The sequence below is a fragment of the Achromobacter sp. HZ01 genome (assembly GCF_003267925.1).
Lineage (GTDB): Bacteria > Pseudomonadota > Gammaproteobacteria > Burkholderiales > Burkholderiaceae_B > Achromobacter > Achromobacter pulmonis_A.
Window position 1 is genome coordinate 722550 of record NZ_LWKV01000002.1, and the last position, 20021, is coordinate 742570.

Here is a 20021-nt window from a genome sequence, read left to right on the forward strand (position 1 = left end):
ATTTCAAGTAATCTGCGGCCAGTCATTGTTCCGAGTCCGTGTCTGCCGCATGTTCCGCAATGTCTTTGCCCTTAAATCGCTGGAAAGGTATTTCCTGATACTGGCGGCCGGCGTGGCGTTGCCCGTGTCCATGCTGACCGTGATCGTGGTGCAGCAGAACTGGCGGTCCCTGGCCTCCACCGACGAAGCCATGAGCGGCTTCGTGGTGGTGCGCAGGACCCTGGAAGCGATGGAAGCGGTATCGGCCGAGCGCGGCCCCATGAACGCGGCGCTGGGCGCCGACCTGCCGGTGCCCGACGAAATGCTCCGCGCCCTGGACGAAGCGCGCCAGCGCACCAACGCCCGCATCGCAGACCTGCTGGCCCTGTACCGCGCCCCGCTCAATCCCGACGGCGCCGCCGAATTCACCAATATCCAGCGCATCCGGCAGGCCCTGCTCGACGCCCGCGCCGGCGCCGATCTCGCGATCGCCGCGCCGCGCGCCACCGTTTCGGGCCTGAACCTGTGGAACGTGGTCGGCGACATGGTCGCGCTGGTGCCGCAGCTGCGCGCGGCGATGTCCGACGGCATCGGCCGGATCGCGCGCAACCAGGGCGAGGACTTCGACCTGCTGATGCTGGCGCTGCTGGCCGGCGAACTGCGCGAGCAGGCCGGCCTGCTGGGCTCCGCCTTCGCGCCGGCGCTGAGCAAGCGCCGCATGCTGACCACCGGCGACCAGCTCGAAATCGAGCACGTGCTGGGCCGCATCCACGAACTGCGCGCGCTGATCCGCACCAACATCGCCGGCATGCCGCGCCATGCCCGCTCGCATGCCTATCTGGACCTGCAGCAGCAGTACTTCGGCGCCGGCCTGAGCTACCTGGAAAGCGTGCGCGAAGAAGCCGAACGCGGCATCAGCGGCGCCCCGGTCACCATGTACGAACTGGGCCGGAACTACGTGCCCACCATGGCCTCCATCGTGCGGTTCCGCGACGTCATGCTCGACGAGGTCGAACAGTGCATCGGCGAAAGCCGGGCCGCCGCCATCCGCGTGCTGCTGACCACGCTGGCGGCGGCCGCCATGCTCACCGCCGCGCTCATCGTCGGGCTGACCCTGTTCCGCCGGCGGGTCATCCGCCCTTTCGTGCGCGCCACCGACATCATCGGCGCGATCGCCCGGGGCGGCGAGGCCCCGCGCATCCCCACGGACAAATACCGCGGTGAAGTCAACGGCATGTTCAAGGCGCTCAGCGTGCTCAACGACAACGCCACGGCGCTGCGCAAGCTCGAACTGGAGCGCGACCGCCTCATCCGCGACCTGGCCGTCATGGCCGAAACCGATTTCCTCACCGGCCTGCTCAACCGGCGCGCCTTCGAAAAGCGCCTGCAAGCCACGCTGGCGCGCGTGCGCGGCAGCGACGAGGGGCTGGCCTTCATCCTCTTCGACATCGACCACTTCAAGGCCATCAACGACACCCACGGCCATGCCACCGGCGACGAAGCGCTCAAGGCCGTGGCCGAACTGTGCCGGCGCATCTTCCGCCAATCCGACATCGTCGCCCGCGTCGGCGGCGAGGAATTCGCGGTGCTGTGCCACGGCTGCGATCCGCGACGCGCCCATGGCATCGCACAGCGCATGCGCAAGGCCATCGCCGAGACGCTGATCACCGTCAGCGACGGCAGCCGCTTCAGCATGACCGCCAGCTTCGGCGTCACCTACGCCAGAGGCACGGACGCCGCCGCCCTGGCGCGGCTGTCGCGCCGCGCCGACGAATTGCTGTACGAAGCCAAGCTGAACGGCCGCAACCGGGTGGAGCTGGAAAGCGCGGCTTGAGGTGGGGGTGGGGGGCCGGTGGCACGCCCCCGCCCGCGTAGCGGCAAATCTGTATTGATACGGTATTCACCTGACAGTCGACCACGTTGAGACGTGGTCATCCGGCCTCAAACCGGGCCATGTAACGGGGACGAGCGTGGAAGACCGAAGCCCGGCACAAAATAGTCAACGCCGGCAACACTCAGCTGCCGGACCAAGAAGACTGGCTCGCCGAAGCAGATTGGCCAGACATCCGGCGCGAGACTGGAATCAGGCAAATACTGTACCAGTACGAATTTCGAGATCATTTCCCGGCGAGGATGCGTTTTATTTTTTCATCAATAATGAGTGTTTCCGGCCCCGCAACCGGTTTATCGGAAGTTATGAAAAAAACGCCGTCGCCGATTTCTCTGACAACATAGACGTGGCCTTCAAGTCGGGCTACCACTTCTTTGCTACCAATCCCGAAAGCTCGCCTACATAGAATATCGTCAAAATAATTTACTGACTGAATACGAAACACCCCATCTCTCGACAGAATATCCTTTTTCTCCAGTCGACTTAGTTCGATGATTTTCTCGAAATCATCGACCATTTGATCCTCGTCCGTTTCGGTAGTTGAACGATAGGCCTCAAAAGCCTCCACGACGGCGGGAAAAACGTCAGCTACAAACCAAAGATAATCGATTAAATCCAGATCCAATTCTAATCGGATGAAATCATCAGAGGTGCCGTGATCTCTAATAGCCCCAAGACGTCTGGACGCGTAAGAGATTCCCCCGCGGATTCCCTGTATCAAACATGGTGACAAATTTGCTTCCGCGCTCTCGCCCGTTCCTTGATCAAACACCACTCGACGCGCAACATCATCAACTCTAAAAATTCCATCTATTTTTGAAAGCCTGGAAACTATTGTCGAATTCAACCTTCGTACGTCCTCGTCCGCAACAGCCCTTCTTCTAAAATTCGCATCTACTTTCATATCAACCCCTACTTACGAACCCTGACCGTTATGTTAGTGATACCATTGTAACCATCAAATTTCACATAGGGCATGCCTTCAGGATTATTATTATCGTATAGCAATGCGGGAACATGCCGATTTTCGGTAAGAGCATTACTAAACCCTCCTGTGGCAGCCGACTCGAAGTCTCTGCCCGATATCCTCTTAGGCTTTCTAGGCTCACCAATATCCCATCAGCGAATATCAAGCCTCTACAACCATGCAATCCCGTCGTACCGTCTGAAAATATTCTTGAAGAGAATTTCGTTTCACGGCCTGCTACCACTCCACCTGGAAGTGTTGCAAGACGCCGCCGGCCTGGCGCAGCTGTCGCGCCGTGCCGACGAGTTCCTGTACGAGGCCAAGCTGACGGCCGCAACCGGATCGAGCTGGAAAGCGCGGCTTGAGGTGTGGGTGGGGCGCCAGTGGCACGCTCCCCGCCCGCGTAGCGGCAAAGCTGTATTGATACGGTATTCACCTGACAGTCGACCACGTTGAGACGTGGTCATCCGGCATCAAACCGGACTATGTAACAGGGACCCGGAACCGTTGCGCACTCCGGATAGAGCAAATGCAGGAAGAGTTCGAGATCCGCCGAAACCATTGCAATTGCGAACGGCGGCATCTGGGCACGAGCGTGGGCGACCGAAACCCGGCCCCGGAAGACTGGCTCGCCGAAGCAGCTTGAACAAACATGGGCGTGAGACTGGGATCAGGTAAATACTGTACCAGTACAAATTTCGAGATCACCTTCCGGCCAGGAGACGCTTTATTTTTTTATCAATAATGAGCGTTTCGGGCCCTGCAACTGGTTTATCTGAAGTGATAAAAAAAACGCCGTCGCCGATTTCTCTAACAACATAGACGTGCTCTTCAAGTCGGGCTGCCACTTCTTTGCTGCCAATCCCGAAGGCCCGCTTACATAAAATATCGTCAAAATAATTCACTGACTGAATACGAAAGACTCCGTCTCTCGACTTAAGGTCCTTTTTCTCCAATCGGCATAGTTCGACAATCTTATTAAAATCATCATCCCTTTGATCCAAGTCCGTGACAACGGTGGAACGATAGGCTCCAAATGCCTCCACGATGACGGGAAAAACAACTGTGACAAACCAATTATAGTTTAGTGATTCTAGGTCCAATTCCAAATAAATGAAATCGTCAGAGGTTCCACGATCTTTAACGGCCCCAGGAGTCCTAGACGCATAGGAAACCCCTCCGCGGATCCCTTCCACCAAAAACGGTGACAAATATGTTCCTGCGCTTTCACCTTTCCCCGGATCAAATACCGCCTGAAGCTGGACATCATCACCTCTAAAAATTCCATCTATTTTTGAAAGCCTGGCAATTATTATCGAATTCAGCTTGCGCACGTCTTCGTCTGCCGCCGCCCTTCTTCTAATATTCACATTTACTTTCATTTCAACCCCGACTTACGAACTCCAACCGTGATGCGATCAACCCCAAGATACTCGAGAACCTCGAATACTTCTCGATGAACGTAGCCAGTTGTAGCCCAGGCTATTACATCTAAAACCGGCCCACACCACCAGCCGAAGTCTAAACGTTCACCACAAACCCTTACCAAGTGATTACCCCCCAACCTACGATTAAAACTTGATTTAAGCGCCCCCTCAAACTCGAAAAATCTGTTTTAATACCAAAAAATTGTAGATCGATGATTATCCACATCGCCGCGGCAGGCCTTTGAGTCGACGATTACGGGCCTGTTTGAACACCCCGCGTCGTAACGAGCGCACATGGGTTCGACCGTCGCCGACCGGGTTTCCCCGCCGCCTCCCCTACACCAACCCAGCCCCCTTGCGCCGCGTGAACTGCGCCAGCGACCGCAACGCCAGTTCATGCAGGGCCGCCACCGACGGCAGCAGCGTCTCTTCCTTGCGGGTCAGGACGCCGACGATGCGCTCCACGGTGGGTTCGGCCAGCGGCACGAAGGCCAGGCCGGTGCTGGCCGCGGGGCGCGCCAGCACCGGCAGCACGGTCACGCCCAGTCCGCTGACCACGCTGGCCAGCAGCGAGGCGCGGTTGGACACCACCATGAACGGGTCTTCGATGGCGCCGCCCAGTTGCCGGTTGCGCAAGGTGTCGAAGGTGGCGTTGCCGATCAGGCGTTCGCCGGCCAGCGCGGACCAGGGCACCGGGCCGCGCCGGCGCGCCAGCGGGTGGCTCTTGCGGCAGACCAGGCCGAAGGCGTCGCGCGCCACCGGCGCGAAGGCGACTTCGGCGGTGCGCGGCACCTGCCCCGCCACGCCGACCTGCACTTCGCCGTTCAGCACCAGCCGGTGCACGTCCTGCGAGGGCTCGTCGATGGCGCGGATGCGGATCGCGGGGTGGCCGCGCGCGTAGCGTTCCAGCAGCCGCGGCAGCCATTCGTCGGCCAGCGAGGGCATGACGGCCAGCGAAACCGGCCCCTGGCTGCCCAGGCTGAGCTGGCGCGCGGCGTCCAGCACCCGGTCGTGGGTGGACAGCAGTTCGCGAAACAGCGGCGCGACCGCCGCGCCCAGCGGGGTGAGCTGCGCGCGCTTGCCGGGTTCGAAGAGCGGCGCGCCCAGCTGCTGTTCCAGGTCCTGCATGGCCGCCGAGACGGCGGCCTGCGAGCGGAAGGTGCCTTCGGCCGCCAGGCGGAAGCTGCCGTGGTCGGCCGCGAGCAGGAACTGGCGCAGGTGCTGGATCTTGAGGGGCTGCGGCATGAGGCACCAAGCAAATTCGGATTTTCCGAAATTAACTTACGTTAATTTGGATTGTCAAAACCGCGTCGGGCGTCCAACAATGGCCCGCCATTCATCCAACAGGTCGTGGAGCCGCGGTATGTCCCTGCAAGTGCGCAAAGTAGTCAGTTATGTCGAGAAAACCCTGATCGAAGGAGGCCGCGCGGCCGAGCGTCCGCTGGTGATGATCGTGGCCGCCGCCGTGATCCGCAATCCGTGGGCGGGCCTGCCGTTCCAGGAAGACCTGCGCCCGCAGATCCTGGCGGCCGCGCCGCCGCTGGGCGAGCTGCTGGTCGGGGAAATCCTGCGGCAGGCCGGGTCGGCCGACCAGGTCGAGGCCTACGGCAAGGCCGCCGTGGTGGGCACGGCCGGCGAAATCGAGCACGCGTCGGCGCTGATCCACACGCTGCGCTTCGGCAACGCCTACCGCAACGCGGTGGGCGGCACCAGCTACCTGAGCTTCACCAATATGCGCGGCGGCCCGGGCTGCGTGATTTCCGTGCCCTTGATGCACAAGCAGGACGAGGGCCTGCGCTCGCACTACCTGACGGTGCAGACCACGATCAACGACGCGCCCGCGCCGGACGAGATCGTGGTCGCGCTGGGCGCGGCCACTTCGGGCCGTCCGCACCATCGCATCGGCAACCGTTATTCGGACATGCAGGAACTCGAGCGCGAGGCCCAGGCGAAATGAGCGCGCACTATAGCCGCAGCGGCCGCGGCGAGCCGCTGGTGCTGCTGCATGGCGTGGGCCTGGACCACACGTTGTGGGACGACCTGGCGCCGCTGCTGGAGCCGGATTTCGAGGTGCTGCGCTACGACCTGCTGGGCCATGGCAACGCCCCCGCCGTGGACGAGACCATAACGGTGCAGGACTACATCGCCCAGCTCGACGCCGAGCTGGACCGCGCCGGCTGGCAGAACGCCAACGTGCTGGGCTATTCCATGGGCGGCCTGATCGCGGGGGCTTATGCCGCCGCGCGGCCGCAGCGGGTGCGGCGCCTGACGCTGCTGAGCACGGTGTTCCGGCGCAGCCCCGATGAAGCGCGCGCCGTGCTGGCGCGGCTGGAAGCGGCCGCGACGCAGGACCCCGCGGCGGCGGCCCAGGTATCGCTGGCGCGCTGGTTCACGCCGGACTTCCAGGCGCGGCGGCCGGAACGGGTCGCCAGCATCGGGCAGCGCCTGCTGCGCAACGACCGCGCGAGCTTTCTGGCCGCCTACCGCGTGTTTGCGCTGGGCGATCCGATTCTGGCGCAGGCCGCGCCCGGCATCGCCTGCCCCGCGCTGGCGATGACCGGCGAGGAGGACGTCGGGTCCACGCCGCGCATGACGCGCGAGCTGGCCGCCGCGCTGCCTTGCGGCCAGGCCCGGGTGGTGGCCGGCCAGCGGCATATGCTGCCGGTGGAGGAACCGGCGGTGGTGGCGGCGGCCCTGCAGCGCTTTTTCCTGGCCCAGGGCGAAACCCGGCACTGCGCCTGAACGGCATAAGAACAGAGACATACGCGGAGACATACGACATGAATCGCAGATCCCTCTTGAAGAACCTGGCGGCGCTGGCCCTGGCGCCGGCCGGCGTCATGGCGGGCCGGTCCGCCGGCGCGCGCGCGGCGCCGCTGCGCGTGGTCGTGCCGTTCCCGCCGGGCGGCGGCACGGACGTGCTGGGCCGGGTCGTCGCCGCGGCGATGGAAGGCGCGATGGACCGCCCCGTGGTGGTCGAGAACAAGCCCGGCGCCAGCGGCATGCTGGGCGCCGACTACACCGCCAACGGCGCCAAGGACGGCAGCGTGCTGCTGTTCGCCGGCCTGGTGCCTTCGGTGCGCTACTACGCCCGGCCGCCCGAGGATGTGCTCAAGCAGCTCACGCCGGTCTGCCCGATCGCGCGTTCGCCCTACATGGTGGCGGTCAACGCCGACGTGCCGGCCAAGACGCTGGCCGAACTGGTGGCCCAGGCCAAGCGCGAACCCAAGGGCCTGACGTTCGGCACGCCCGGCAACGCCACGCCCCAGCATCTGGCGACCGAACTGCTGCAGGCGGCCTGCGGCGTCGAGCTGCTGCACGTGCCGTATCGCGGCACCGGGCCGATGATGACGGACCTGCTGGGCGGACAGATACAGCTGGTGGTGGCCACGGTGGCGGCGGTCGAGCCGTACCTGCAGGGCGGACGCCTGCGCGTGCTGGCCGTGACCAGCCCGGAACGCCTGCCCAAGTATCCGGACATCCCCACGGTGGCCGAAAGCGGCTACCCCGGCTTCTCCGCGCAGATCCAGTTCGGCACGTATTGCGCCGCGGGCACGCCGGAGGCCGCCGTCGCCGCGCTCAACCAGGGCGTCAACCGCGCGCTGCAGACGGAGACGGTGCGCGCCAAGCTGGCCGAACAGGGCTTCCAGCCCACCGGCGGCACGCCGGCACAGCTGCAGCAGGCGCTGCTGGCGGAAATCCGCGACGTGGCCAGGCTGGTGCAGGCGGGCAAGGTCAAGGTCGACCTGTAGCGCCCGCGCCGCACCCGATGCTGGATAACCAGCATTTACAGGCGTGTCGTCCTCTGTGCATGCTGTCCGGCTACTCGACGCAGATCGGGCGCTCCATGGAGACGACATGCCTAGTTCCCAGCACTTCGCCCATATCCGCGAGATCGAACAGGTCGGCCTTGGCCGCCCCACGCAGCGCGACGCGCACGTGGTCAGCAGCTGGCTGCGCTGCCTGGACCAGTACCGGCTCGATCCCGCGCACGCCTGCGAGGCCTATATCGTGCCCGACGGGCGGCTGCGCGAGCATCGCCAGCAATCCGAGGCGCTGATCGCCATCGCGCGCTCCGGCCTGGACCACCTGTTCCGCCAGGTCGCCGGACAGAACTATGTGCTGCTGCTGGCCGACCGGCAGGGCGTCACCGTGGAGTTCCTCGGCGACGCCCAGCAGACGGCGCAATTGCGCAAGGCCGGCCTCTATCTGGGGTCGGAGTGGTCGGAGCGGCGCGCCGGCACCTGCGCCGTGGGCGCCTGCCTGGAAAGCGGCGAAGCGCTCACCATCCATCAGACCGACCATTTCGACAACACCCACACGCCGCTGTCCTGCACCGCCGCCCCGATCTACAGCGCCGACGGCGAGCTGGCCGCGGTGCTGGACATCTCGCTGCTCAGTTCCCCCGTGCTGAAGGCCAGCCAGAACCTGGCGCTGCATCTGGTCACCGGCACCGCGCGGCGCATCGAGATGGCCAACCTGATGGCGCGCACCAGCAGCGAGTGGGTGCTGCGCTTCGCGCGGTCGCCCGAGTTCCTGGACGTGGACCCCGAGGCCGCCGTCTCGCTGGACGGGTCCGGCCGCATCCTGGGCATGACGCACACGGGCGCCAAGCTGCTGGCGCGCGCCGCCGGCCTGGACTGGCGCAACCCCGCCGGCCTCATCGGCCAGCCCGTCACCCGCTTCTTCGACGTGCAGCTCGACGACCTGCCCCGCTACACCCGCGCCCACGCCCCGCAGGACCGCCTGATCGTCGCGCGCGACGGCAACGCGCTGTTCGCGCACGCCATCGAGCCCAACCGGCGCGCGCGCGCCGCCGCCGTCGCCGTGCGCGGCGCGCCGGCCGCCCTCGGCGGGCTGGACGGCGGCGACGCCCGGATGGCCGCGATGCTGGCGCGCGCCGCCAAGCTGGCCAGGCAGCGCCTGCCCATTCTGCTGCAGGGCGAGACCGGCGCGGGCAAGGAGTACCTGGCCCGCGCCATCCATGACGGCAGCGGGCGCACGGGCCGCTTCGTCGCCGTCAACTGCGCGGCCATTCCCGAATCCCTGATCGAAAGCGAGCTGTTCGGCTATCTGCCCGGCGCCTACACCGGCGCGGCGGCCAAGGGCCGCAAGGGCCTGATCGAGGAGTCCGACGGCGGCACCCTGTTCCTGGACGAGATCGGCGACATGCCGCTGGCCCTGCAAAGCCGCCTGCTGCGCGTGCTGGCCGAATCCGAGGTCACGCCCATCGGCGCCAATGCGCCGCGCGCCGTGCGCCTGAGCCTGCTGTCGGCCTCGCACCGCGACCTGGCGGCGCTGGTGCGCGAGGGCCGTTTCCGCGAAGACCTGTATTACCGCATCAACGCGGCCACGCTGACCATCCCGCCGCTGCGCGAACGCGAAGACCTGGAGTGGCTGATCGAACGCCTGCTGGCGCGCCACCAGGACGAATCGGGCGCGCCCGTGCTGTCGCCGGCCGCGCTGATGGCGCTGAAGTCGCACGCCTGGCCCGGCAATATCCGCGAACTGGCCAACGCCATCGCGGTGGCCGCCGCGCTGTGCGAGAACGGCGTGATCGAGGCCGGCGACCTGCCCGATGCGCTGGCGCCGGTGGCGGCGGCCGCCAGCCCCGGCGAAGCTGCCCTGCGTTCCATGCTGGCGCGCTGCGCCGGCAACGTCTCCGAGGCCGCCCGCCGCATGGGCGTGGACCGCTCCACGGTCCATCGCCAGATGCGGCGCTACGGCCTGTCCCCGCGCCACTAAGGCGCGGCGCCACACCCGCGCGCCACAGCTGTGGCGCGCCGCCACGCCCCTTCCCGCCCGCCTGTCGCGCGCGCCGGGCGCCGCGCGCGGCGCGCCGATATGGCATGGCGATTGCTTGTCTACGGTGGGCGGCCACCGGCCGGCACAGGCCGGAACCGCCCACGGACCGCCCCGGTCCGCCAAGACAACGATCGCCCGCCACGGGCAAGGAGACTAGACATGCAGACCGATCAAGCCGGCGCCGCCCTGGAGGCCCTGCTGGGACGCCTGAACACCGCGCTGGGCAACAAGGACGTCGATGCCGTCGCCGCGCTGTTCCAGGACGAATGCTATTGGCGCGACCTGGTGCTGTTCACCTGGAACCTGCGCACCCTGGAGGGGCGCGACCAGATCCGCGACATGCTGCGGCACCAGCTGGAACAGGTCGAGCCGGTGCGGTTCAACCTGGACCCGAAGGAGGCCGTGTCGGACGACGACGGCCTGCTGCAGGGCTGGATCGAGATCGAGACCAACCGCGCCCGCGGCTATGGCCACATCCGCGTGCGCGACGGCCGCATCTGGACGCTGCTGACCACCATGTCGGAGCTGAAGGGGCATGAAGAGCCCAGCGGCGTGCGCCGGCCCAAGGGCGCCGAACACGGCAGCAGCCGGACCCGCCAGACCTGGCTGGAGAAGCGCGAGCAGGAGGCCGCCGAGCTCGGCTACCGGACCCAGCCCTACGTGCTCATCATCGGCGGCGGACAGGGCGGCATCGCGCTGGGCGCGCGCCTGCGCCAGCTCGACGTGCCCACCCTCATCATCGAGAAGAACGAGCGCGCCGGCGACAGCTGGAGAAAGCGCTACAAGTCGCTGTGCCTGCACGACCCGGTCTGGTACGACCATCTGCCCTACATCCCCTTCCCCGAGAACTGGCCGATCTTCGCGCCCAAGGACAAGATCGGCGACTGGCTGGAGATGTACACCAGGATCATGGAGATCAACTACTGGACGTCCAGCACCTGCCAGTCGGCGCGCTATGACGAGGACAAACAGGAATGGGAAGTCACCGTGCTGCGCGACGGCGAGCCCGTGGTGCTGCGGCCCAAGCAGCTGGTGCTGGCCACCGGCATGTCCGGCAAGCCCAATATCCCGCGCTTTCCCGGACAGGATGAGTTCCGGGGCGAACAGCACCATTCCTCGCGCCACCCCGGCCCCGACGCCTACCGCGGCAAGAACGTGGTCGTCATCGGCGCCAACAACTCCGCGCACGATATCTGCGCGGCGTTGTGGGAAGCCGGCGCCCATGTGACGATGGTGCAGCGTTCGTCCACGCACATCGTGCGTTCGGACACGCTGATGGACATCGGCCTGGGCGCGCTTTATTCGGAGCAGGCGCTGGCCAATGGCATGACCACGCGCAAGGCCGACCTGACGTTCGCGTCCCTGCCCTACAAGATCATGGCGCAGTTCCAGATCCCGCTGTATGAGCGGATGCGCGAGCGCGACGCCGAGTTCTACAACAAGCTGGAGGCCGCCGGCTTCATGCTGGACTGGGGCGACGACGGCTCGGGCCTGTTCATGAAGTACCTGCGGCGCGGCTCCGGCTACTACATCGACGTGGGCGCCTGCGACCTGATCATCGACGGCAGCATCAAGCTGCAGTCGCGCACCGACGTCAGCCACCTGACGCGCGACGCCGTGGTGCTGAAGAACGGCGTGAGCCTGCCGGCCGACCTGGTGGTCTACGCCACCGGCTACGGCTCGATGAACGGCTGGGCCGCCGACCTGATCAGCCGCGAGGTCGCGGACAAGGTCGGCAAGTGCTGGGGGCTGGGCTCGGACACGACCAAGGACCCTGGCCCCTGGGAAGGCGAGCAGCGCAACATGTGGAAGCCCACCCAGCAGGAGGCGCTGTGGTTCCACGGCGGCAACCTGCACCAGTCGCGCCACTACTCCCAGTACCTGTCCCTGCAGCTGAAGGCGCGCCAGGCGGGCATTCCCGTGCAGGTCTACGGCCTGCAGGAGGTGCACCACAAGCAGTAGGCGGGGCCCCGGCGGCTTGCGCCCTGCCCGACGCCGGGGTAAATTGTTGACAATCCTGCGCCTTACGGCGCGCCAATCCGATTTTTTTCATTAAATTCGGAAGAATTGTCGACACATGAGCAAAGTACTGACGCTGCCGGGCGCCGCCCCGGGCGATAGCGAGACCCTGGCGGAACACATCTTCCGCCAGATCCAGTCCGCCATCGTCAAGGGCGAGATCGCCCCCGGCAGCAAGATCTCCGAGCCCGAGCTGGCGCGGATCCACGGCGTCAGCCGCGGGCCGCTGCGCGAGGCGCTGCACCGGCTGGAAGGCCAGCGGCTGCTGGTGCGCGTGCCGCACGCCGGCGCGCGCGTGGTGTCGCTGTCGCAGCAGGAACTCTGCGAACTCTACGAAATCCGCGAATCGCTGGAAGGCACGGCCTGCCGCCTGGCGGCCGAGCGCATGCCGCCGGCCGAGATCGCGGAGCTGCGCGGCGTGCTCGAAGCGCACGAGCGCGACGAGGCCTTCCAGGCCGGCCTCGGCTACTACCAGCAGGAGGGCGACTACGATTTCCACTACCGCATCGTCAAGGGCAGCGGCAACCAGATGCTGTTTCGGATGCTGTGCGACGAGCTCTATCAGCTCGCGCGCATGTACCGCATCCAGTACTCCACCACGCCCAACCGCCCGCGGCAGGCCTATGCCGAACACCACCGCATTCTTGACGCCATCGCCGACCGCGATGGCGAGTTGGCTGAAATCCTGATGCGCCGCCACATCCGCGCATCCCGTCTCAACATCGAACAGCAGATCGCGCAGGGCAACCTGCAGCGCACCGAGGCATGAACCAAAACTACCGCAAGCCCCTGGCCGGCACCCGCCTGGACTACTTCGACACCCGCGCCGCCGTCGAGGCGATTTCCCCTGGGGCCTATGACCGCCTGCCCTACACGTCGCGCGTGCTGGCCGAGAACCTGGTGCGCCGCTGCGACCCGGCGCTCCTGACCGACGCGCTCAAGCAGCTGATCGAACGCCGCCGCGACCTGGACTTCCCGTGGTACCCGGCGCGCGTGGTCTGCCACGACATCCTGGGCCAGACCGCGCTGGTGGACCTGGCCGGCCTGCGCGACGCCATCGCCGAAAAGGGCGGCGACCCCGCCAAGGTCAATCCGGTGGTGCCGGTGCAGCTGATCGTGGACCACTCGCTGGCCGTGGAATACGGCGGCGACGATCCCGACGCCTTCGCCAAGAACCGCGCAGTCGAGGACCGCCGCAACGAAGACCGCTTCCATTTCATCGACTGGACCAAGCAGGCCTTCCGCAACATCGAGGTCGTGCCGCCGGGCAACGGCATCATGCACCAGATCAACCTGGAGCGCATGTCGCCGGTCATCTACACCCAGGACGGCGTGGCCTTCCCCGACACGCTGGTGGGCACCGACAGCCATACCCCGCACGTGGACGCGCTGGGCGTGATCGCCATCGGCGTGGGCGGCCTGGAGGCCGAGAACGTGATGCTGGGCCGCGCCTCCTGGATGCGCCTGCCCGACATCGTCGGCGTGGAACTCACCGGCCGCGCCCAGCCGGGCATCACCGCCACCGACATCGTACTGACGCTGACCGAATTCCTGCGCAAGGAAAAAGTGGTGGGCGCCTACCTCGAGTTCTACGGCGAAGGCGCCTCCAGCCTGACGCTGGGCGACCGCGCCACCATCTCCAACATGGCGCCCGAATACGGCGCCACGGCGGCGATGTTCTCGATCGACCAGCAGACCATCGACTACCTGCGCCTGACCGGCCGCGAGGACGAGCAGATCGCGCTGGTGGAAACCTACGCCAAGACCGCCGGCCTGTGGTCCGACAGCCTCAAGACCGCCGAATACGAGCGCGTGCTGCGCTTCGACCTGTCCAGCGTGGTGCGCACGCTGGCCGGCCCGTCCAACCCGCATCGCCGCCTGCCGGTGGCCGACCTGGCCGAGCGCGGCATTTCCGGCGTCGTGGAGAACCAGCCCGGCCTGATGCCGGACGGCGCCGTCATCATCGCCGCCATCACCAGCTGCACCAACACCAGCAACCCGCGCAACGTGATCGCCGCCGGCCTGCTGGCGCGCAACGCCAACCGTGCAGGCCTGACCCGCAAGCCCTGGGTGAAAAGCTCGCTGGCGCCCGGCTCCAAGGCGGTTTCGCTGTACCTGGACGAAGCCGGCCTGACCGGCGAACTGGAAAAGCTGGGCTTCGGCGTGGTGGCCTTCGCCTGTACCACGTGCAACGGCATGTCCGGCGCGCTGGACCCCAAGATTCAGCAGGAAATCATCGACCGCGACCTTTATGCCACCGCCGTGCTGTCGGGCAACCGCAACTTCGACGGCCGCATCCACCCCTACGCCAAGCAGGCCTTCCTGGCTTCGCCGCCGCTGGTCGTGGCCTACGCCATCGCCGGCACCATCCGCTTCGACATCGAGCGCGACGTGCTGGGCCAGGACGCCAGCGGCCGCGACATCCGCCTCAAGGACATCTGGCCCAGCGACGAAGAGATCGACGCCGTGGTCAAGTCCGCGGTCAAGCCCGAGCACTTCCGCAAGGTCTACGCGCCCATGTTCGGCATCCAGGACGAGCGCCGCGCCGCCGTCAGCCCGCTGTACGACTGGCGCCCGATGAGCACCTACATCCGCCGCCCGCCGTACTGGGAAGGCGCGCTGGCCGGCGAGCGCACGCTGCGCGGCATGCTGCCGCTGGCCGTGCTGGGCGACAACATCACCACCGACCACCTGTCGCCGTCCAACGCCATCCTGCTCGACAGCGCCGCCGGCGCCTACCTGCACAAGATGGGCCTGCCCGAAGAGGACTTCAACTCCTACGCCACCCACCGCGGCGACCACCTGACGGCGCAGCGCGCCACCTTCGCCAATCCCAAGCTCTTCAACGAAATGGTGAAGAACGAGGACGGCACGGTGAAGCAGGGCTCGCTGGCGCGCGTGGAGCCCGAGGGCAAGGTCATGCGCATGTGGGAAGCGATCGAGACCTACATGGAACGCAAGCAGCCGCTCATCATCGTGGCCGGCGCCGACTACGGCCAGGGTTCGTCGCGCGACTGGGCCGCCAAGGGCGTGCGCCTGGCCGGCGTGGAAGCCATCGTGGCCGAAGGCTTCGAGCGCATCCACCGCACCAACCTGATCGGCATGGGCGTGCTGCCGCTGGAGTTCAAGCCCGGCGTCAACCGCAAGACGCTGAACCTGGACGGCACCGAAAGCTACGACGTCATCGGCGAGCGCAAGCCGCGCGCCGACCTGACGCTGGTGATCCACCGCCGCGACGGCTCCACCGAGCAGGCCACCGTGACCTGCCGCCTGGACACCGCCGAGGAAGTGTCGATCTACGAGGCCGGCGGCGTGCTGCAGCGCTTCGCCCAGGACTTCCTGGAAGCCGAATCCGCGGCCGGCGCCGACAAGAAAGCCGGCTGATCCTCCACCCAGACGGGCGAACGCCGATGGCGTTCGCCCTGCCCCATCCCAGATCTCAGGACTGCCCCATGGCCCATGCTCCCCAGACCAAGATTGCCGCCACCTACATGCGCGGCGGCACCAGCAAAGGCGTGTTCTTCAAACTCGACGACCTGCCCGAATCGGCGCGCGTGGCCGGCCCCGCGCGCGACGCGCTGCTGCTGCGCGTGATCGGCAGCCCCGACCCGTACGGCAAGCAGATCGACGGCATGGGCGCGGCCACGTCCAGCACCAGCAAGACCGTCATCATCGGCAAGAGCAGCCGTCCCGACCATGACGTGGACTACCTGTTCGGCCAGGTCTCCATCGACCAGCCCTTCGTGGACTGGAGCGGCAATTGCGGCAACCTGTCGGCCGCGGTCGGCCCGTTCGCCATCGCCAACGGCCTGGTCGATCCCGCCCGCATTCCGCAGAACGGCGTGGCCGTGGTGCGCATCTGGCAGGCCAACATCGGCAAGACCATCGTCGCCCACGTGCCCATCACCGACGGCGCCGTGCAGGAAACCGGCGACTTCGAACTGGACGGCGTGACCTTCCCGGCCGCCGAACTGCGCCTGGAGTTCATGGACCCGGCCGAGGAAGGCGACGGCGGCTCCATGTTCCCCACCGGGCAACTGGTGGACGACCTGGAAGTGCCGGGCGTCGGCACCTTCAAGGCCACCATGATCAACTCCGGCATTCCCACCATCTTCCTGGACGCCGAGGCGCTGGGCTACAAGGGCACGGAACTGCAGGACGACATCAATGGCGACCCCGCCGCGCTTGCGCGCTTCGAGACCATCCGCGCCCACGGCGCGCTGCGCATGGGCCTGATCGGCAAGCTCGAAGAGGCCGCCAGCCGCCAGCACACGCCCAAGATCGCTTTCGTCGCCCCGCCCCGCGCCTACGTGTCGTCCAGCGGCAAGCAGATCGGCGCCGGCGACATCGACGTGCTGGTGCGCGCGCTGTCCATGGGCAAGCTGCACCACGCCATGATGGGCACGGCGTCGGTGGCCATCGCCACCGCCGCGGCCGTGCCCGGCACGCTGGTCAACCTGGCCGCCGGCGGCGGCGAGCGCGACAACGTGTGCTTCGGCCATCCGTCGGGCACGCTGCGCGTGGGCGCCGAGGCCAAGCTGGTCGACGGCGAGTGGAAGGTCACCAAGGCCATCATGAGCCGCAGCGCGCGCATCCTGATGGAAGGCCGCGTGCACGTGCCGCGCGAGGGCTTCTGAGGGGCGTCAGCCCCGGGCGCCCGCCGCCTCCAGCATGCGCGCGATCTCGGCCTGGCCGCGCTGGCGCGCATGCGCAAGCGGCGTCACGCCCTTGCCGTCGGCAAGATTGACGTCGGCGCCGGCCTCGATCAGGCGCTTGACGATGGCCTGATGGCGCGGGCCGCCATCGCCCAGGATCACGGCCTCCAGCAGGCCGGTCCATCCCAGGTTGTTCACGTGGTCGGCGTCCACGCCGGCGACCAGCAGCATGTCCACCACTTCGACGTGGCCGCGCTCGCAGGCCGGGATCAGCGCCGTTCCGCCGTAGCGGTTGGTGCTTTTCAGGTCCGCGCCGTGCGCCAGCGTCAGCGCCAGGATCTCGCGGTAGCCGCGCGCCCCGGCCAGCAGGTAGGCGCTGTCGTGGATCGCATTCTTGGCATTGACGTCGGCGCCCGCGTCGATCAGCGCGCGCGCGGCCTCGACGTGGTTGCCCTGGGTGGCGCGCAAGAGCGGCGTATTGCCGGAACCGTCGCGCGCCTCCAGCGCGGCGCCCTGCTGCAGCAGCGCCTTGACGCGGGCCGCGTCGCCGTCGCCCGCGGCGGCCAGCAGCGCCGCGTCCGGCGCGGCCGCCGCGGCCGCCGCGGCCCCGCCGCCCATGCTCAACATAAAAGCCGCCAGCCAGATGCGGCACGCTCCGAAAACACGCATATCCGATACTCCCGGGTTCAAGGTCCAGGACGCTAGTATGGCGTCGCGTCCGGGTATTATGAAATTAATTGACCCAATGGTTTTCAGTGGAAAGCGCAATGCTCGATCCCGTCCTGCTGCGCAGTTTCATCACCGTCGTGGACACAGGCAACTTCACCCGCGCGGCCGAATACCTGCACCTGACCCAGTCCACCGTCAGCCAGCACGTGCTGCGCCTGGAGGACCGGCTCGGCTGCCAGCTGCTGGACCGCGGCCAGCGCCATATCCTGCCCACCGAGGAAGGCGAGCGTCTGCTCGGGTATGCGCGCAGCATCCTGCGCCTGGCCGAGGAAGCCTGCGCCAGCGTGGCCGCCGCGCAGGCCAGCGCGGTGCTGCGCCTGGGCGCTCCCGAAGAATTCATGGGTGCGGCCCTGATGCCCACGCTGGCGGCCGTGCAGGCCGCCCATCCGCTGCTGCGCGTGGAGGTCGAAGGCGGCCTCAGCCACGAGCTGCTGCGGCGCTACCGCGAAGGCGACCTGGACCTGCTGCTGGTCAAGCAATGGGAAGTGGACGCGGACTGCCACGCCCAGTGGGCCGAGCCGCTGTGCTGGATCGCGGCGCGCGACGCCGCGGCGCCCGCCGCCGGCACGGCCGTGCCGCTGGTCGCGTTTCCGGCCGGTGCGCTCTACCGCCAGGAAATGACCGCCATGCTGGAGAACTGCGGCCGGCCCTGGCAGGTGCGCTTTTGCAGCCCCAGCCTGCCCAGCCTGACGGCTGCGGTGGCGGCCGGCCTGGGCGTGAGCCTGCTGCCGGCCGCCTGCGTCGGCCCCGAACACCGCGTGCTGACGGCCGCCGAAGGCTACGCCGCGCCCGCCGGCCTGCGCCTGGCGCTGTATGCGCGCGCCCGGCTCAGCGAGGCCGGCCGCGCCCTGCTGCGCGCGCTGACCGGCTATTGCGAGCAGCGCGCCGCCGAGGTCAGCGCGCGGGCCGGCTGAAGGCGGTCGCGGCCTCTCCCACCGGTTCGCCCTTGCGAAACAGCAGACGCTGCGCCGGCGCCGCGGCCACGGCGGCCGCCGCATTGGGCGCGGGCAGCGCCACGAACGTGGCCTCGTTGCCCGCCAGCAGCCCGTAGCCTTGCAGGCCCAGCACGGCCGCGCCCGCGTGCGAGGCCATGTCCAGCGCCGCCAGCAGCTCGGCGTCGCCGTAAAAGCCCGAGCGGTAGCCGATCAGCATCGCGCGCTGCAGCATGTCGCCGTTGCCGTAAGGCCACCAGCTGTCCTGGATGTTGTCGTTGCCGGCGAACACCCGCACGTCGGCGGCGCGCAGCCGCAGCACCGGCGGAAAAGCGCGGTCGCCGGGCGCGTTGGTCATGATGGCCACGCCGGCGTCCGCGAGCTTGCGCGCCGCCTCGTCCTGCGCGCGCGCATCCACGTCGCCCAGCGCGTAGGCGTGGCTGATCGCGACGCGTCCGGCCAGGCCCAGCGCGCGGGTGCGCGCGGCGATGCGGCCGATCTGCTCGACGCCGGCCATGCCGGGCTCGTGCAAATGGATGTCGAGCCTGGCGCCCAGGCGATCGGCGATGCCGAAGATGCAATCGAGCTGGCCCTCGGCGTCGCCGTCCAGCGTGGACGGATCGATGCCGCCCACCACCTCCGCGCCCTCGCGCACCGCGGCCTCCAGGAGCTGCGCGGTGCCGGGACAGGACATCACGCCGGCCTGCGGAAACGCCGCCAGCTGGATATCCACGATGCCGCGCCACTTCTCGCGCGCGGCCATCACCGCGTGCAGGTTCTCCAGCCCGGTGCTGGCGTCCACGTCGACGTGGCTGCGCATCGCCACGGTGCCGAACGCGGCCGCCTGCGCGATGAGCGCATCGGCGCGCGCCTCGATGGGCGGCGCGGCCGCCAGTTCGCTTTTCTCGATGGCCAGCCGCTCGCGCAGCGTGGCCGCCGGCCGGTGCGGATGCCAGCGGTCGCCGACGAAACTCTTGTCCAGGTGAATGTGGCCGTCGACGAAACCCGGCAGCACCAGGTGGCCGCGCAGGTCCGTCACCTGCGCCTGCGGCAGTTCGGGCGGCTCGGCGCCGATGGCCAGGATGCGTCCGTCGCGCACGGCCAGCGCCAGGGCGTTGCCGTCGGCATCGACGGCGTTGAGGTATATGCGGTCTGTCATGATTCGCGCCAAAGCCTTTACCTTATCGGAGCGCGGCTTTGCCTTCCAATTAAGTGTTGCGATGCGCTCCAATCGGATTCGCGATGGCGCGCGCGGCGCGCGGGCTGGACTCGAAACGGGTATGGTCCTATACTTGCCGTCTGCTGTAGTTCATCACGTTTGCCCGAAAGCGACGCACGTCGCCCACGGCAACCGACACCAAGGCCGCGCACAGCGGTCCGGCGTGCAGCGTAGAACGCCCGCCGAAACACCTTTACCCAGCCGCCAGGCTGCGGAACAAATCCCTGCCCACCAGGCAGGACCATCGCTTACCGCGTTGGGCAACGTCTAAATCAAACCAGCGTTCGTCCCCACGCGGCAGCAAGACACCTACACGGTGTGCCTTGTCGCTGTCCGGCATGGGCTCGCTCGTCGCGCCCGCCCCGGGCAGGCACGCGATCGCGCCTGCGGCCGATCGC

General features: G+C 67.3%; 15 protein-coding genes. 10 read left to right on the forward strand and 5 right to left on the reverse strand.

The window, feature by feature from the left end; translation table 11 throughout:
• The first annotated feature begins 49 nt into the window (after positions 1-49).
• Positions 50-1813, forward strand: coding sequence for a GGDEF domain-containing protein (locus tag A6B37_RS12375; protein WP_111825895.1), 1764 nt, complete (start codon positions 50-52; stop codon positions 1811-1813).
• Between the two features lie 283 nt (positions 1814-2096).
• Here A6B37_RS12375 and A6B37_RS25965 read toward each other — a convergent pair whose 3' ends face one another.
• From A6B37_RS25965 to A6B37_RS12380, 3 genes are all read right to left on the reverse strand, one after another.
• Complete coding sequence (locus tag A6B37_RS25965) at positions 2097-2774, reverse strand: hypothetical protein (RefSeq protein ID WP_146748005.1); 678 nt, start codon at positions 2772-2774, stop codon at positions 2097-2099.
• Between the two features lie 767 nt (positions 2775-3541).
• Positions 3542-4219 carry a hypothetical protein gene (locus tag A6B37_RS25970; RefSeq protein ID WP_146748006.1) on the reverse strand — a complete coding sequence of 226 codons (678 nt, stop codon included), beginning with the start codon at positions 4217-4219 and terminating at the stop codon, positions 3542-3544.
• 381 nt (positions 4220-4600) lie between these two features.
• Complete coding sequence (locus A6B37_RS12380) at positions 4601-5509, reverse strand: LysR substrate-binding domain-containing protein (RefSeq protein ID WP_102774104.1); 909 nt, start codon at positions 5507-5509, stop codon at positions 4601-4603.
• A 118-nt stretch (positions 5510-5627) separates the two neighbouring features.
• Here A6B37_RS12380 and A6B37_RS12385 point away from each other — a divergent pair, with 118 nt between their 5' ends.
• The 8 genes from A6B37_RS12385 (at position 5628) to prpF (ending at position 16725) form a co-directional block, all read left to right on the forward strand.
• Positions 5628-6221, forward strand: coding sequence for an amino acid synthesis family protein (locus A6B37_RS12385; RefSeq protein ID WP_102774105.1), 594 nt, complete (start codon positions 5628-5630; stop codon positions 6219-6221).
• Positions 6218-7006, forward strand: coding sequence for an alpha/beta fold hydrolase (locus tag A6B37_RS12390; RefSeq protein WP_111825896.1), 789 nt, complete (start codon positions 6218-6220; stop codon positions 7004-7006). The genes A6B37_RS12385 and A6B37_RS12390 overlap by 4 nt, the downstream gene beginning before the upstream one ends.
• Positions 7007-7044: 38 nt before the next feature.
• Positions 7045-8016, forward strand: a complete 972-nt coding sequence (locus A6B37_RS12395; protein WP_111825897.1) for a tripartite tricarboxylate transporter substrate binding protein — start codon at positions 7045-7047, stop codon at positions 8014-8016.
• Between the two features lie 106 nt (positions 8017-8122).
• The gene (locus A6B37_RS12400; protein WP_111825898.1) at positions 8123-10009 is read left to right on the forward strand and encodes a sigma-54-dependent Fis family transcriptional regulator; all 1887 of its coding nucleotides are present in this window, start codon (positions 8123-8125) and stop codon (positions 10007-10009) included.
• 219 nt (positions 10010-10228) lie between these two features.
• The gene (locus tag A6B37_RS12405) at positions 10229-12031 is read left to right on the forward strand and encodes an NAD(P)/FAD-dependent oxidoreductase (RefSeq protein ID WP_111825899.1); all 1803 of its coding nucleotides are present in this window, start codon (positions 10229-10231) and stop codon (positions 12029-12031) included.
• Positions 12032-12146: 115 nt separating this feature from the next.
• Positions 12147-12857 (forward strand): GntR family transcriptional regulator, encoded by a 711-nt coding sequence (locus A6B37_RS12410; RefSeq protein WP_102774110.1) that lies wholly within the window; start codon positions 12147-12149, stop codon positions 12855-12857.
• On the forward strand, positions 12854-15472 hold the full coding sequence (gene acnD / locus A6B37_RS12415) for a Fe/S-dependent 2-methylisocitrate dehydratase AcnD (RefSeq protein WP_102774111.1): 2619 nt from the start codon (positions 12854-12856) through the stop codon (positions 15470-15472). Before A6B37_RS12410 ends, acnD begins: the two co-directional genes overlap by 4 nt.
• Before the next feature lie 68 nt (positions 15473-15540).
• Positions 15541-16725 (forward strand): 2-methylaconitate cis-trans isomerase PrpF, encoded by a 1185-nt coding sequence (gene prpF / locus A6B37_RS12420; RefSeq protein WP_111825900.1) that lies wholly within the window; start codon positions 15541-15543, stop codon positions 16723-16725.
• A gap of 6 nt (positions 16726-16731) precedes the next feature.
• Here the strand turns inward: prpF and A6B37_RS12425 are convergent, their stop codons facing one another.
• Positions 16732-17361, reverse strand: coding sequence for an ankyrin repeat domain-containing protein (locus A6B37_RS12425; RefSeq protein ID WP_246842488.1), 630 nt, complete (start codon positions 17359-17361; stop codon positions 16732-16734).
• A 149-nt stretch (positions 17362-17510) separates the two neighbouring features.
• Between A6B37_RS12425 and A6B37_RS12430 the strand changes: the two genes are divergently transcribed.
• Positions 17511-18386, forward strand: coding sequence for a LysR family transcriptional regulator (locus A6B37_RS12430; RefSeq protein WP_111825902.1), 876 nt, complete (start codon positions 17511-17513; stop codon positions 18384-18386).
• Here the strand turns inward: A6B37_RS12430 and A6B37_RS12435 are convergent.
• A complete protein-coding gene (locus tag A6B37_RS12435) occupies positions 18367-19563 on the reverse strand; it encodes an amidohydrolase family protein (protein WP_111825903.1) in 1197 nt (398 codons plus the stop codon). The genes A6B37_RS12430 and A6B37_RS12435 overlap by 20 nt on opposite strands.
• Positions 19564-20021 lie beyond the last annotated feature (458 nt).